At 43.4% G+C, this 13,706-nt stretch carries 18 protein-coding genes; 14 read left to right on the top strand and 4 right to left on the bottom strand.

The genetic code is table 11. The annotated features are described in order from the left end of the window. Positions 1–3: 3 nt before the first annotated feature. From Y79_RS0110825 to Y79_RS0110885, 12 genes are all read left to right on the top strand, one after another. Positions 4–645, top strand: a complete 642-nt coding sequence (locus Y79_RS0110825; RefSeq protein WP_050544529.1) for a CpsD/CapB family tyrosine-protein kinase — start codon at positions 4–6, stop codon at positions 643–645. A gap of 48 nt (positions 646–693) precedes the next feature. Beyond that, a complete protein-coding gene (locus Y79_RS0110830; RefSeq protein WP_016937694.1) occupies positions 694–1,458 on the top strand; it encodes a tyrosine-protein phosphatase in 765 nt (254 codons plus the stop codon). Between the two features lie 198 nt (positions 1,459–1,656). After that, positions 1,657–2,982 (top strand): UDP-glucose dehydrogenase family protein, encoded by a 1,326-nt coding sequence (locus tag Y79_RS0110835; RefSeq protein ID WP_016937695.1) that lies wholly within the window; start codon positions 1,657–1,659, stop codon positions 2,980–2,982. A gap of 306 nt (positions 2,983–3,288) precedes the next feature. Continuing rightward, complete coding sequence (locus Y79_RS0110845; RefSeq protein ID WP_016937697.1) at positions 3,289–3,723, top strand: DUF5082 family protein; 435 nt, start codon at positions 3,289–3,291, stop codon at positions 3,721–3,723. Next, the gene (locus tag Y79_RS0110850) at positions 3,723–3,983 is read left to right on the top strand and encodes a YwqI/YxiC family protein (RefSeq protein WP_016937698.1); all 261 of its coding nucleotides are present in this window, start codon (positions 3,723–3,725) and stop codon (positions 3,981–3,983) included. Before Y79_RS0110845 ends, Y79_RS0110850 begins: the two co-directional genes overlap by 1 nt. Before the next feature lie 19 nt (positions 3,984–4,002). Next, a complete protein-coding gene (locus tag Y79_RS0110855; RefSeq protein WP_016937699.1) occupies positions 4,003–5,904 on the top strand; it encodes a T7SS effector LXG polymorphic toxin in 1,902 nt (633 codons plus the stop codon). 4 nt (positions 5,905–5,908) lie between these two features. After that, a complete protein-coding gene (locus tag Y79_RS0110860; protein ID WP_016937700.1) occupies positions 5,909–6,460 on the top strand; it encodes an SUKH-4 family immunity protein in 552 nt (183 codons plus the stop codon). Between the two features lie 443 nt (positions 6,461–6,903). Further along, a complete protein-coding gene (locus Y79_RS0110865; protein WP_016937701.1) occupies positions 6,904–7,416 on the top strand; it encodes a hypothetical protein in 513 nt (170 codons plus the stop codon). 104 nt (positions 7,417–7,520) lie between these two features. Next, a complete protein-coding gene (locus tag Y79_RS0110870) occupies positions 7,521–7,886 on the top strand; it encodes a hypothetical protein (protein ID WP_016937702.1) in 366 nt (121 codons plus the stop codon). A 29-nt stretch (positions 7,887–7,915) separates the two neighbouring features. Further along, a complete protein-coding gene (locus Y79_RS0110875) occupies positions 7,916–8,467 on the top strand; it encodes a hypothetical protein (RefSeq protein WP_016937703.1) in 552 nt (183 codons plus the stop codon). 75 nt (positions 8,468–8,542) lie between these two features. Beyond that, the gene (locus Y79_RS0110880) at positions 8,543–9,196 is read left to right on the top strand and encodes a hypothetical protein (RefSeq protein ID WP_016937704.1); all 654 of its coding nucleotides are present in this window, start codon (positions 8,543–8,545) and stop codon (positions 9,194–9,196) included. Between the two features lie 113 nt (positions 9,197–9,309). After that, a complete protein-coding gene (locus Y79_RS0110885) occupies positions 9,310–10,026 on the top strand; it encodes an endonuclease V (protein WP_029575298.1) in 717 nt (238 codons plus the stop codon). Between the two features lie 88 nt (positions 10,027–10,114). Here Y79_RS0110885 and Y79_RS0110890 read toward each other — a convergent pair whose 3' ends face one another. Then, on the bottom strand, positions 10,115–10,996 hold the full coding sequence (locus tag Y79_RS0110890) for a LysR family transcriptional regulator (RefSeq protein WP_016937706.1): 882 nt from the start codon (positions 10,994–10,996) through the stop codon (positions 10,115–10,117). Between the two features lie 122 nt (positions 10,997–11,118). Between Y79_RS0110890 and Y79_RS0110895 the strand changes: the two genes are divergently transcribed. Both Y79_RS0110895 and Y79_RS0110900 read left to right on the top strand, forming a co-directional pair. Next, positions 11,119–11,664, top strand: a complete 546-nt coding sequence (locus Y79_RS0110895) for a flavodoxin family protein (protein ID WP_016937707.1) — start codon at positions 11,119–11,121, stop codon at positions 11,662–11,664. Continuing rightward, a complete protein-coding gene (locus Y79_RS0110900; protein WP_016937708.1) occupies positions 11,661–11,882 on the top strand; it encodes a hypothetical protein in 222 nt (73 codons plus the stop codon). The genes Y79_RS0110895 and Y79_RS0110900 overlap by 4 nt, the downstream gene beginning before the upstream one ends. Before the next feature lie 26 nt (positions 11,883–11,908). On the opposite strand, the gene Y79_RS0110905 is transcribed toward Y79_RS0110900, so the two are convergent. Genes Y79_RS0110905 through Y79_RS0110915 form a run of 3 tightly spaced genes read right to left on the bottom strand, consistent with a single transcriptional unit; the run spans position 11,909 to position 13,522 of the window. After that, on the bottom strand, positions 11,909–12,445 hold the full coding sequence (locus Y79_RS0110905; RefSeq protein ID WP_016937709.1) for a chromate efflux transporter ChrA: 537 nt from the start codon (positions 12,443–12,445) through the stop codon (positions 11,909–11,911). Further along, the gene (gene chrB, locus Y79_RS0110910) at positions 12,442–13,032 is read right to left on the bottom strand and encodes a chromate efflux transporter subunit ChrB (RefSeq protein ID WP_016937710.1); all 591 of its coding nucleotides are present in this window, start codon (positions 13,030–13,032) and stop codon (positions 12,442–12,444) included. The genes Y79_RS0110905 and chrB overlap by 4 nt, the downstream gene beginning before the upstream one ends. Before the next feature lie 13 nt (positions 13,033–13,045). Continuing rightward, entirely contained in the window at positions 13,046–13,522 is a 477-nt protein-coding gene (locus tag Y79_RS0110915; RefSeq protein WP_016937711.1) for a chromate efflux transcriptional regulator ChrS, read from the bottom strand. Positions 13,523–13,706 lie beyond the last annotated feature (184 nt).

A 13,706-nucleotide genomic window follows, 5' to 3' on the forward strand; every position in this document is an offset into this window, starting at 1 on the left:
ACGATGTCAGAGCCGAAGTCCATCAACTCAGAACAATATCGGACGATCCGTACAAACATTGAATTTTCTTCCGTCGATACGGAGGTGAAGTCCCTTTTAATCACATCCGCAGGTCCGGAAGAAGGAAAGTCGACTACCGCGGCCAATCTTGCCGTCGTATTTGCCCAGCAGGGGAAGAAGGTGCTTTTAATTGATGCGGATCTGCGCAAACCGACGGTTCATTTCACCTTTAAATTGGATAACGGAACCGGCTTAACATCGCTGCTGTTACAACAGATTCCATTTCAGAAAGCCGTCCTGCGGGCTGAGGAAGCCAATCTGGATATTTTAACGAGCGGGCCGATCCCGCCCAATCCGGCGGAGCTTTTATCGACGGGGGCCATGAGAGATCTTCTGTCAGAAGCATCCCTCGTTTATGATAAGGTGATTTTGGACACGCCTCCCGTTTTGGCCGTAGCCGATACGAAAATATTAGGCAGCTATACTGACGGGGCCATTATGGTGATTTCAAGCGGGAAAACGGACAAGGAAAAAGCGGCCAAGGCGAAAGAAGCGCTCGATTATTGCCCGTGCAAGCTCCTCGGAGCCGTGATGAACGGAAAAAAACAAACGAAACACTCGGACTACGCCTATTATGGACAGTAATGTCATAATGGGCGCGGTCCATTCTTTTTAAGAAGGAGGGATTAAAATATGATAGATATCCATTGTCACATCCTTCCTTCCATAGACGACGGCGCGGCGGATGATACAGAAAGCCTCGAGATGGCGAGAGAAGCGGTCAGACAGGGAATTGATACGATCATTGCGACGCCGCATCACGTGAAATACCGCTATGACACGGACCGGCATACGGTCAAAGAAGCGGTCAGACTGTTAAACAAACGTTTGAATAAGGAAGGCATTCCGCTCACCGTTCTGCCCGGCCAGGAAATCAGAACAGACGGAGATCTGCTGGCAGGTCTTCAAAGCGGCCCGCTTATCCCGCTCCATGATACAAAGTATGTGCTGGCGGAGTTTCCGGCCGATCATGTTCCGGCCTATGCCGAACGGCTATTTTATGAATTGCAGCTGAGGGGATATGTCCCTGTCATCGCCCACCCGGAGCGGAACAGAGAAATCCGCGAAAACCCGTCCGTCCTTTACAGTCTTGTAAAGAAAGGCGCTGCTGCCCAAGTGACGGCCGGCTGCCTTGCCGGAGCATTCGGTCGGAAAGCGAAGAGCTTTTCACTGCAGCTTATTGAAGCGAATTTGATCCACTTTCTCGCATCTGACGCCCATAATCTCGGGTCGAGAAATTTTTATTATCAGGAGGCGCTCGGTGTTCTGAAAAAAGAAGCCGGGGCGGAGCTGGTTTACATGCTTACGGAAAACGCTGCGCTTCTCGTTGAAAACAAAGCCGTTTATAAGGAACCTCCGCTGCCTGTGGCCCGCCGTAAGCGCTGGGGTCTTTTTTAACCATCTTCCCTACCCCGTTTAAATGAAGCATAAGCGGCTGTTTTGCAAGATGATCTTTTTATGCTTATGCTATAATCAGCGGCCGGCGCCGTTTTTTCTATCATGACCGCAGGCTTCCGGCATTCTGCCGGCGCCGGGATCATATGCTAATAACGGTAAGCTGCCCAGCAGCAATTTCTAAACGGTTGGGGGAACACGATGAAAATAACAGTGATCGGAACAGGCTACGTCGGTCTTGTGACAGGAGTGTCTCTTTCAGAAATCGGCCATGACGTAACATGTATAGATATTGACGAACGTAAGGTTGAGCAGATGAGAAAGGGAATATCCCCTATCTTTGAACCGGGCCTTGAAGATATGATGAAACGAAACATCGGCCGGCATCGGCTGGCCTTTGAAACGAGCTACGAAAAAGGGCTTGCGGAAGCAGAGGTTATTTTTATAGCGGTCGGAACGCCGCAAAAAGAAGACGGGCACGCAAACCTTACCTATATTGAAAATGTCGCCGAACGGATTGCCGAATCTATTTCTAAAGATGCGATCGTCGTGACAAAAAGCACGGTTCCCGTGGGAACGAATGACAGGATCAGCGAAGTTATTCATTCACGGCTGAAATCGGACGTAAATATTTCAATCGCCTCGAACCCGGAATTTCTCCGTGAAGGTTCGGCGATTCACGATACCTTTCACGGCGACCGCATCGTAATCGGAACTGAAGATCGGCAGACGGGAGAAACGCTTGACCGGGTTTTCGCGCCGTTTGCCATTCCGGTTTATCATACGGATATCAGAAGCGCCGAGATGATCAAATATGCATCGAACGCTTTTTTAGCGGCAAAGATCAGTTTTATTAATGAAATTTCCAATATATGCGAAAAAGTCGGTGCGGATGTGGAATCAGTCGCACACGGAATGGGATTGGATAAACGGATCGGCAATCAATTTTTAAGAGCCGGCATCGGCTACGGGGGGTCCTGCTTCCCGAAGGATACAAACGCCCTCGTGCAGATCGCGGGACATGTGGAGCATGATTTTGAATTGCTGAAGTCCGTCATTAAAGTCAACAATAACCAGCAGTCCATGCTGGTTGATAAAGTGCTGAACAGGCTCGGCGGAGTGACGGGAAAAACCATAGCGTTATTAGGGCTGTCTTTTAAGCCGAATACCGATGATATGCGGGATGCGCCGTCCATTGTCATTGCGGATCGTCTGGCGGCTCTTGATGCCCGGATGACAGCGTACGATCCGATCGCTTCATTCCGGGCTTCCGAGCTGCTTCCGGCCGGGGTTTCCTATCGGGAGTCTATAGAAGAAGCGGTCAGGGGAGCGGATGCCGTTCTGATTTTGACAGACTGGGAAGATATTAAGCATTTTCCGCTTGAAGCCTACAAAGAGCTGATGGAAACTCCGGTTATTTTCGACGGGAGAAACTGCCACTCGCTTAAAGAAGCGGAACAGGCGGGCGTGGAATATATCTCAATCGGAAGAAAAGCTGTCCTGCCTCAGACTGATTCTGTCACTTGAAAGGCCGGCCTCCGCGCCGGCCTTTATTATATTTATAATGATGATACACGGCAAAGGAGACGGTTATTGATAACCGGCTCCTTTTTTTAGGGAATTTATCATGGATATATAGGGGAGATCTTTGAATGAACATGCCGGTTGCATGAGTCTTTTGGCGTTAATGAAAAGCATCTCGGCTGCTGAAAATAAGCCGTTTAACCTATTTAAGCTGCTTTCTGTCTATTTTAAAATATAATATATGGAAATATAGTATGGAAAAGTCTGTGCTTTTTGTACGACTTTTTGCGTAAGACGAGGTGAAAACAGATGAGCCATTCAAGCACATTAAGCCATATTAACAGCACAATCAGCCATAAACTGGGCGAGATCGAACACCAAATTGATAAATTAAAAGAAGCGAAGAGAGATATAGAATCTCTGCAGGAAGAGGGCGTGTCTGAAATCAAAGACATCCTCAGACCGCACTTGGATCATCATTGGACCGGCACTTTCGCTGAGGAATTTGATGAGCGGCGCGATCAGGCCCATACAGAGGCATACAGAATCGTTACAGACAAATACGACGGGTATATTTATCGGATCGGCTTAAAGATGACACAGCTTGAAATTGAAAAAGGAGGGCTCCTTGCCGCCAGAAGCATCGCGAGAGAAGCAGAGCACCTGCTGACGCTTGGTGAAGAAGCCCTTGACGCCGTGGGAGACAAAATACAATCAATCAAAAGAAGCTGGAGTTGGTTTTAATGACAGAAATAAAACTCAAATACGGAGCCGTCATGAAACAGCTTGAATCCGTCAGCAGCGCGCTGGAGGCCGTTTCGATCGGGAATGCGGGTTCAAACGGTAAAAACAAGCTTGACTATACCTCCAAGTATCACTCCCGCGAGGCAAAGCTTGTATCCATGATCAGCGAATATAAGCAAGCCGTTCATAAGAACATCGCGGACGTAAAAGACAACGTAGATTCCCTGAAAGAACAGGACGAGGCGATCGCCGTAAAATAACGAAAGAAAGGACTTGCCGATGAGCAAAGTGTTTGAATCACAATCGTTAACGGATGAAGCAGACAAGAGGAAGAAACAATACGAAGCTCTTGAAGAACAGCTGAATGCGCTCAAAAAAGCCTTTCAAGGCATGGCTGATCTGGGTGATGCTTTGAAAGGGAAAGGCGCAGACAATATAAAGGATTTCTTTCAGGGACAAGCGGAAATCGCCGAAAGCTGGCTGACGCTTGTTTCTGCTCAAATTGCGTTTTTAAACGGCATTTCAGGTGATATTAAAGATCAAGAACTCAGCGATTCATATGTGGAGACTTCGTTTTTGGAGCATGAGCTGCCCAACGCGGACTTGAAAGCTTCAGAGATTGTCTCCGCCCATAAAGCCGAAATCGACTCCATCTTGTCAGGCATCAGCGATATTATTCATCTCGACACGTATACGCTTGATGATTACGCAGATAAGATGGGCGATGCCCAGAAAACCAGACGTGACACAATCACGGCAGTCGATAAGCTTGATGAATCCCTGACCACTGAATATCAAAATTTAGAATCTCTGGACAACGCGGTTCTCAGCAAATATTCCGTTCTCATGCAAGCCACCAGCAACGGGAAAAGCGCATCCCCTATGTACTATGACAAAAAAGCCTTCCACAGCAATGAAATCTACAAAAGCGTCATTGAAGCAGAAAAGCAGGGAACGGACTATATTGATGCAAAAGCCCAGCAGGCCGAAGCAAGACGGCTTCAGGAAAAGGCTGAAAAAGAAGCCAATAAACCATGGTACGAGAAAACATGGGACGGTATCTGCAACTTTACCGGAGAAGTCACTGGCTATTATGATTATAAAAGAGCAGCCGAAGGCGTTGATCCGGTGACCGGAGAAAAACTCTCCACCGCAGAACGCGTCACAGCGGGAGCAATGGCCGCCGCCGGATTCATACCGGTCGTCGGGTGGGCGGGCCGCGCTTTCAAAGGCGGAAAAGCCATCTACAAAACCGGAAAAACCGTCATGGCCGCAGAACACGCTTTAGACGTCTATAAAACCGGAAAATCCTTAGACATTCTCAAAATGACAGAAATGGGCGCATACGGCCTCGTCGCCTCAAATGGATTCTCAGAAGCTGTCACAGGCAGGGATATGTTCGGAAACAAAGTGTCTGAGGAGAAGCGGAAAACGGGTGCGCTGGAAGCGGCGTTGAGTTTGGTTGGTGCCGGCGCATTGGCGAAACATGTAAACACAGGCATCCCGCTTGCAACCCATTCAAAAGTTCAAACAGCTAACAAGACACTAGAAAAAGTAAAACAATTCAAAGTCCCAACAAATGTCCGCGTGTACGCAGAACGCCCTGTAACTCCGGATGGCTTCACATTCGGAATCCCGACAGTACGTGTAGATGTGGAAAAGACGGCTGTTAAGGATCTTGGGATTGTGAAGATGGCGGGTAAATGGAATAATGACGGAAAATACGATCGAATTAGAGGATATAAAGGCAGAGAACTATCAAACTACGATAATAAGTATTTAATTGATCCTAGGCTTGTAGTAGAGATGAATTTTAAGGGGAAGGGGAAATCTGGGACAAATGCTGCTGGCTGGGAGAGAAATGCGAAAAAGTTTTTTAACACGCTGCTAAAAAGTAATCCTGAGTTTTGGAGTGTTGAAAATACTGCTAAGATTAAAAGAGGAAGAGTCCCAGTTGTTGATGAACAATTTATAAAACATTTTCCACAGTATGCAGATTACTTAAAAGACCCAATGAGACATCATCATATTGGAGAAGGAGGCCAGGCCGCGGCTTTACCTAAAAGTCTTCACCCTGGGTATGGTGGTATTCATAATGTTGAGAAAGAATGGGGAATTACTGGGGTAGACGATCAAATTGCGAATAGACTAGAAACATTCAGAAAAGAATCAGGAAGGTGACACGATGTTATTACCCGAAGAATTTAATCGAAGTTGGGATGTTAATAAAAATGGTCCGATATTAAAGTTTCCATATGATGATTTAGTAGAGACTCCTTTTTCGGAGGAATTTAAAAAATTTATTTCTTTAGGAGGTTTACCTGAAACCCCTCCGCCATATTTGGATTTCACTTCTTTTCAAACATCATTTAAACCAATTACAAGTATCTTTGATGTGTCGGAAGCGTTTCGAAAATATTGGTTGTTAGGTTCTACTGGTTCCGGAGATCCAATTTGTATTATAGAAAATAACGAGAGAATTGTTTATTTAGATAATGGTAATGAATATAAAGAAGTATTTATTAACTCTTCAATAAATCAATTTGCAGAAAGTATACTGCTTTTCTCAGAAATGATTGACAAAGCTATTCAAATTAATGGAGAAGATGCTTTTATCGACAATGATATTCCTGAATATGTAATTGAATGGTTGAAAGAAGAACTGAAAAGAGTAGACTCAAATTGTATAAATGAAGGGAGCTTCTGGGGTATTGAAATAGAAAGTTTATATGAATAATGAATTTTCATTTTGATGCGTTGAGACCTGATCAGAGAAAGATGTCTTAACAAAGGATATTATTTCATCTCATATAGTTAAAGTAGATGATTGCTTCTGGATTTAGCGTATGAGTTTAACTGATAGTCCTTTAACTTATGCAATTTATGTAATGGATAATAATTGGAGCGTCATTTGAAATAAAAATTTCCTGAGCATAAATTTGTTGTAAAAAGCAGGTATTATACTGTACCTGCTTTTTAGTTTTTGCTTTTTATGAAAACTGGAGAGAAACCTTAACCTTGGAGTTACTAAAAAACTATAGAACTCCTACTTGGAGTGGTTTTACGCTTTTCAGGTTTTTTATAGGTATGAAACTAAAGAGGGGAGGATAAAACAAAAAGCCTTCTTTTTTGCAAAGAGGAGGGGGCTACAGAGGAATTATGGGAAAGGTGGTTAAATAAATGAGTAGTTACGGTAAATATAGCGATTTAGTGGAAGAGGTAATTGACTTTATTAAGCACGGGGAATTATTTAAGAATAATAATCGGAATTTGTCTGATATTACACTTATAGAAGATTTTGAGATAGCGCAACAATTAGCATGGTCTCAAGATACTGATGAAGTTGAAGTAGTTTGGCAAGATGTAAAATCAAATGAAAGCGGACAGTTATTGGGTATAATTTTAAGTGATGATCACTTAAAAACATTAGATGAAGAATTGTCGAATATTTTCAATTCTGATGATAACTATTCTGAAGATTTCATTCCTATGGATTTTTGGGATATTGCTGAAGAAGTAGAGTCAGATCTGTATAAATGTGCAATCAATCGTCTGGTAAACGGTAATAAAGACAATCTTTTTGAGAAAATGTTTCAAGTGTATAAAACAGGCGGATGGCCTTGTGGGTGGAAAGGTATATATCCTGAAGGTCAATTAGTCGCTTTTATACCCCCTAAAGATATGAATGATTAGTTTATTTGGGGTGTACCCAGAAGGAGATTGAACCGGAAGTTATAGCATTGAACCTTATAAAAAATAAAGCTTAGGAAATTAATAGTTACTAAACAGAGGTTCTCATGGAAAGAAAACATATTAAATTAGATGTCCCAAAAGCTAATATACATCCCTTAAGAATAACACAAGGTTGGAAAGTGAATTATAATCATTTTGTTGAAATAGATCCAAGAACTTTAGAACCGAATGATGATTCCTGGTTTTTGTTCACAGACAGTTTGTTGCAGCTTTATCATGAACAATCCTCAATAACGCTTGATTTAGGCTGGGTTCCTGACATTTCTCCTGAAGGTAACTATCTGGTTTTGCTAGTCAAAGATAATGATTGGGAAGATCCTATTAAAGAATTTTCATCAGATGATTATAAAAAAGTGATTTTATATATTGAATATCATTTAAAACAAGTAACAACTACTTGGTGGAAGTAGTTAAATAATAATGGATGAAATAGTTACAAATGAAACATGGAATCAGATTTATTAATGAATACCCTGAAATCGGTGAATTGCTTCATCGTCTATTTGTGAATAGGGAGTTAGACGAATGGTACAAGAGCAAATGCGCAGAGAAAATAAAAGTACCTGATGAATTTACTCAAATAAAAGGTTTGAAAAAAATTGAAGTTAGGGATTTAAACAATCCTTCTGGAGAAATTGATATTCATTTGCAAGATCTTTCTGGGGAAAATGGTTTTCATTTAGAACAGCAAATTAATATGAAAGTATCTAAATTGGTTCCTGTTTATGTACTAGATTATAGTTATTCCCTTAGACATGAATTAATCGATGGGGCTTATGAGGTTGTTGGGACCGCTGAATCTTTAGAATTGATTCAGGGGACCAACTATATTAATAAAATAATGCATGAGAAAGGATTTATTGAACTCAGTTATTTGTATGATTACTATGATACTGTGTATGAGTGGAGTGAATTGCCACATATCCAGCCTTTCGACAGAAGATTAACATTAGGAGATGCCTTGTTTACTGATGTATTAGAATTGCTGTAGTTAAAACTTGCCGTGTTGTCATCGGCAAGTTTATTTATAGATAGTATAACAATGTGGAGTACAAGGAGAAACTGGATGGACAGAGACCATATTTCTCAATTGCTGCCATTAAAAATCTGTGATGGCTGGTCTGTAGTACTGAACAATTTAAGTTCAGAAAGAAGGATGCAAGAAAAATGTGAATTACTAATACTGCAAAATGAAAAACGAAAGGCCTTTATTAAGGTAATTTATGAAAATGATCAATACCATGTCATAGTAACGGGCTTAAAAACAGATAAGATTTATGAAGATGAATCTTTTGATGAGATAGAACAATTATTAGAAGAGTTAGAATATCAAATCTGGACTGTGGGAAGCGGGGTTTTAGAGGGTTTGCAGCCGCTAAGCCAACATGTTCCCAATTTCTTAAGGCTTAAGATACCGGCGGGCTGGACTGTTGATTATATTACATTAAAAGAAACTGATCCTAAAAATCTAGAGGAAAATGATGATGCTTGGTTATTTGACTTTAATCAAGATCTCCTGCAGATTTCTCATAAAACTAAAAGTTTGCTGCTTGATGTAGGGTGGTACCCAGAAGGGGATCCAACCGGTAGTTATGGCATTGAACTGATAAAAAACGAAGATTGGGAAAATCCTCTAGAAGATATGATGTGTACTGAACTTAAAGAATTAATTACACAATTGGATTATATTTTTATGAAAGAAATGAAAAATGAATATTAACAAAAAGCAGATGATACTATCTGCTTTTTTTCAATGAAGCATAATTTGCTGAAGGAGTCTTCGCTAGATCGAAACACAGGAAGATTGAGCGCGAAGAGAGGAAAACAAGTGAAATGAAAATACATCAAATTCACGATTTTCATCTAAAAGATGAAGCGGATTTTAGTCAAATACAACAATCCCTTATACATAAAATCAACCTATCCCCCGCCATCCCTCCAAACTCCGTCAACACCTGCGCAGGCGTCGACCTCGCTTATTGGGAACAGGACGGAGAACCATACGGGGTGTGCAGTATCATCGTGATTGACGCTGATACAAAAGAAGTCATTGAAAAGGTGCACAGTATGGGGAAAATCAGCGTGCCGTATGTGTCCGGTTTTCTTGCGTTTCGCGAGCTGCCTTTGATCATCGAGGCGGCGAAAAAGCTTGAGACGGAGCCGGATGTCTTCTTGTTTGATGGCAACGGGTATCTGCATTACAATCATATGGGCGTTGCCACCCATGGGGCTTTTTTTCTGGGGAAGCCGACGATCGGGATTGCGAAAACCTATCTCAAAATCAAAGGCTGCGATTTCGAGCTGCCTGAAAATGAAGTCGGCGCATACACCGATATTATCATTGGCGGCGAAGTATATGGCCGGGCGCTGCGGACGCGGCGGGATGTGAAGCCTATTTTCTTGTCTTGCGGACATGACATTGATTTAGAAAGCAGCTATCACATCACGATGAGTTTGATCAATCATGAAAGCAGACTGCCGGTCCCTGTCCGTCTGGCTGACCTTGAAACACATGTCTTGCGAACGTTTTATCAGGAAAATCACGTGTAACACTTGGGGCTCTAAGCCGCCAAGTGTTTTTTTTGTATGCCTGGTGTCTGCTTTATTAAAAACCTTGTCGTCCTTGCGGATAAGGTTTTTATTTGAATGTTTTTCGCGTCAAATCGATAAAAGCCTTTAATGGTGCAGACATCCACTTGTCCTTGTGCCATGCCAGTTGAGTAAAAACAGGGCATTCATTCTGCCAGTTGAGTTCTTTCATCCGTCCTTCGGCAATATCGTCTTTTACTGTCATTTCAGGCAATAGTCCAATTCCAAGTCCGGCCATCACGCATTGTTTGATGGCTTCTATGCTGACAAATTCTAATTTATTAGGGTAGACTCCGGCGTCTTGTAAAGTGTCCTCAAAGAGCGTGCGGTATGAGCAGCCGTCCTCTGTCAGCAGAAGGGTTTCGTTTTGAAGATCCTTCAATGTTACTGGTGAATCTGCTGGAAAAGGATGGTCATTGGTGGCTACCATTTTGATCTCATCCTGAATCAAAGATTCAACGTGCAGTGCGTCTTCCGTTCGGTTCACATCTAAAATGAAGGTGATATCAAGCTGGCCCTGTAAGAGCTGTTCTTTCGCTTGTTCGTTGGAAATATACGGTTTGAATATGAGCTTTACTTGAGGAAAAGCTTGTTTAAATTCTTTTATGATAGGCGGAAGTCGATATGTGCACTGGCTTTCCGTCGCCCCGATTTTCAAGGTTCCGGTTGTTTCTCTTACTTGATTTGCGGCCATTTTTGCTTCTTCTGTTAACGCAATAATCTTCTCCGCATAGGATTTGAATGTTTTGCCGGCTTCTGTCAGGATAAGCCGCTTGCCGAGCCGTTCAAATAAAGGAGTCCCGATTTCTTCTTCAAGTGATTTGATCTGAGAGGTAACGCTTGATTGTGCATAGTTAAGCATCTTGGCGGTTAGGGTGAAGTTTACATGTTCTGCTGCGGTAATAAAGGTGATCAGCTGCTTCAATTCCATTTGATCTCGCCCTTTCTAAATCGGTTTTATCGATTGAAACAATCGAAATAATCATCTGTATTGATTGATGAATCCATTATATGATGAAGAAAATCATTCGTAAACAAAGGAGCAGATGCATCATGAAAATTGCGGTTATTAATGGCGGAACTCGGTCTGGCGGAAATACGGATATTCTTGCGGATAAAGCTGTTCAAGGATTCGATGCGGAGCACATTCATTTGCGGAAATATCGGATCCAGCCAATTGAAGATCTGCGCCACGCCCAAGGCGGCTTTCGTCCTGTTCAAGATGACTGCGATTCTATTATTGAACGGATATTGCCGTGCGATATTCTCGTCTTTGCCACCCCAATTTATTGGTTTGGCATGTCAGGGACATTAAAGCTGTTTATTGATCGCTGGTCACAGACGTTGAGAGATCCGAGATTTCCTGATTTTAAACAGCAAATGTCAGCGAAGCAGGCCTATGTAACAGCAGTGGGAGGAGACAATCCTAAACTAAAAGGGCTGCCGCTGATTCAGCAATTTGAACATATTTTTCATTTTATGGGGATGCCCTTTAAAGGCTATGTGCTGGGAGAAGGCAATCGTCCCGGTGATATTCTTCATGATCATCAGGCGCTGAACGCTGCGAGCAGCTTACTGAAAAGAAGCGATGCGTTATGAAGTTTTCGCTGTCGGTCATTGCTGGCATGCTGATTCTTGCGTTGTTTTTATTTTGGAAGGTCCAGCCGCCTGTTTGGATACAGGTTGAAACCAATTCGCCTCAGTTGAAGCAATCTGTGAGAATGGCAGGAACCACGCTGCAAGTCAAGCACATCACCAAGAGTGATGCAGGAGAAGAAATAACTGTCATATCAAACGGCATTTCCGGGCCTAAATAAAAAAGCACCTGTCCAGGTGCTTTTTTCTACAAATGAGGAACCACAAGGCCTCCATACAAAAACGCGGCGATAATCAGAAAGGCCGGATGCAGCTTGAATTTTGTCAGGGCAAGGAGGGAAATCCCCGCAATGACTAGTGATTGAATCCAGCCGATCGCTTTGATGCCGTCTGCGCCGATTTGCCACGTAAGAATGAGCATCATGACGGCGATGACGGGCTGGACGGACAGCGTCATGCCTTTGATGACGGGTGATTGGCGGAAGCGCTGAATGATGCGAAGCAGCACGATCAATGCGAGCGCTGACGGTACGACGGTTGCGATCAGCGCAATCATGAAGCCGGGCCATCCGCCTGCGCTGTAGCCTACATACGCGGCGATTTTAGTGGCGATCGGGCCCGGCAATGCGTTCGCAAGGGCGAGCATGTTTGAGAATTGATCGTTTGAGAGCCAGCTGTATCTGTTGACGACTTCTTCAAACATGAGCGGGATAGACGCAGGGCCGCCGCCATATCCGAGTACATTTGCAATAAAAAACGCCATAAATAAATAGATCATCATCATGAAGCCGACATTCCTTTATCTTTTGAACGTTTATTTGTGATTTTGTCTTTCAATTTAAAATGAAACGCGCCGTATGCTAAGAAAATAATAATGACAAAGCCGGGATTGATCTGCAGCGTTTGCAGGCCGATAAAAGCGATGATAAAAAACAGGATGCCGGTGACCCAGCCGAAACCTTTTAGCGCTTTTTGGCCAAACTCGTACGCCATGATGCCGAGCATGACGGCGATAACCGGCGTGACGGCGCCAATCATGCCGGCAACAACCGCTGAGTGGCTTAACACATTTACAGCGGCAAACAAGCCTACCATCGCAAGGCATGTAGGCAGAATGTGGGCGAGGGTTGCCAAGATTGCGCCTAACGTGCCTTTCAGCTTGAAGCCCAGATACGCGGCCATTTTCGTGGCAATCGGTCCGGGAAGCGCATTTGCGATCGCTAATATTTCTCCGAATTCATCATCATCTATCCACTTGTATTTATTGACGGCTTCATGGCGGATGAGCGGAATCACGGACGGGCCGCCCCCGAATCCGAGAATGCCTGTTCGCACCATTGCCGCCGTAATGTCCCAATAGGGGTTTTTCATTGCCGTGTCCTCCTTACAGCTTCATGCCCATTCTGCTTTTATACCGTTTAATCAGCATTTGGCAATCGACGCTGACGACGCCTTTTTGCGTATAGAGCCGTTTTGTCAAAAACTCTTCCATCTCCTGATCATTTGCGAAAATGCCGTGCATATGCAGCTTGCTCGGTCCGGTCATGTGATAAAGGCTTGTCACGGCCGGCTCCTTTTCAAGCTTTAACGCTGTTTCCTCCAAATACTGCGGCTCCACTTCCACATTAAAAAACACGGACACATGGCGGCCGATTTTCGCCGGGTTGATGACAGCGGTGAATTTTTCAATTACGCCGGCATCCATTAAATGCTGGATGCGGTGCTGAACCGCCACACGCGACAGATTAACCCGCTTTCCTAAGTCTGTATAGGAAATCCTCCCTTCCTCGTGCAAAATCGAGAGAATATGTTTATCCGTTTCATCAAGTACAAGGTTCGGAATGCTGTACTCATGTTCCAATCGGCTTCACCTTCCTTCATCTGGTAGACATTATTGTATCATGAAATCTTACGGTATGAAGGATAAATTTTTTAATTGTTTTCGTTACGTAATAAATATTGATTTTTTCTTAACGGAAAGAAAATAGTGTGTGAGATTTTCTCTCAGAAAAGTGGATGCCGTCGGTGCCGCTTTTTATACTTGA

This window comes from Bacillus siamensis KCTC 13613, assembly GCF_000262045.1.
Taxonomy (GTDB): domain Bacteria; phylum Bacillota; class Bacilli; order Bacillales; family Bacillaceae; genus Bacillus; species Bacillus siamensis.